This is a genomic window from Brevibacillus borstelensis, assembly GCF_037834415.1.
Classification (GTDB): Bacteria; Bacillota; Bacilli; order Brevibacillales; family Brevibacillaceae; genus Brevibacillus; species Brevibacillus borstelensis_A.
Window position 1 is genome coordinate 1 of the sequence record NZ_JAUMSJ010000101.1, and the last position, 983, is coordinate 983.

Here is a 983-nt window from a genome sequence, read left to right on the forward strand (position 1 = left end):
CAATCGCCACGAGTACGCGTACACGCCGTTTTACGAACTGTCCGAGCTGACGACAAAAGACAAGGCCGGTACGGTGAAAAACCGGGAAACAAAAGAGTATTACCCGAATACGTCTTTGGTAAAGAAAGAAACCAACAGCAACGGACCAAACATCCAGTCCAGCAGCCCGTTGCACCGCGAGCTGTTCTACACCTACGATCCGTTCCTGCGGATGAACAGCTTCACAGCGTTTGGCAGACTCTATCAGATTCGCCATACGGACGCCGACGACCAGATGGATCAGCTGATCTACCCTGGCAATACAGCGGTTTCCTACGTCTACGATGACGCGATGCGGGTAAAAGAGGTGACGATTCCGGGATCGAATGGTTCCTCTCAAACTGTCCGCTATGACTACCAGCTCAGCGACGCGGGAGACACCTACACCCTGACTTATCCAAACGGCGTAAGCCTGGAGCGCAAGCGGGATTCGTTCGGTCAGGTGGACACGCTTAAGCACTTCAAGAGCGGCACGTCTTTATGGCAAGAGAAGAACAGCTACTCTTTCGGCAATGTGACGAGCATCGAGCGAAACGGCACGACCTACCGCTACGAGTACGACAAAGTGGACCGCTTGACGAAGGAAAATGTGCCAGCGGGGGAGAATCGTTATTCATATAACGGCCGAGGCAGCCGAATGACCTTTGAAGGCACGCTTCCCGCCATGCCGAACACGGCCAGCTACACCTTTGACGAGCGCAACCGCCTGAGAGGCGTCACCAATGAAAAGACAGGAGCCAAAGCGGAATACACGTACTATCCGGACGGGCTTCGCGCGACGAAGACAGCAGATGGCGGCGAAACCCGCTACGTCTATCTGAACGGCAGAGTCATTGAGGAACTGGACAAAAACGGCCAGTTGAAAGCCCAGAATGTTTGGGGTAATGAACTGCTCTCCCGAAAGGATGTTGCGGCGAACAAGCGAGGTTACTATCTGTACAACC

At 53.9% G+C, this 983-nt stretch carries 1 pseudogene; it reads left to right on the top strand.

The annotated features are described in order from the left end of the window. Positions 1-983: pseudogene (locus Q3F21_RS27140) on the top strand (RHS repeat-associated core domain-containing protein); the annotation flags it as partial.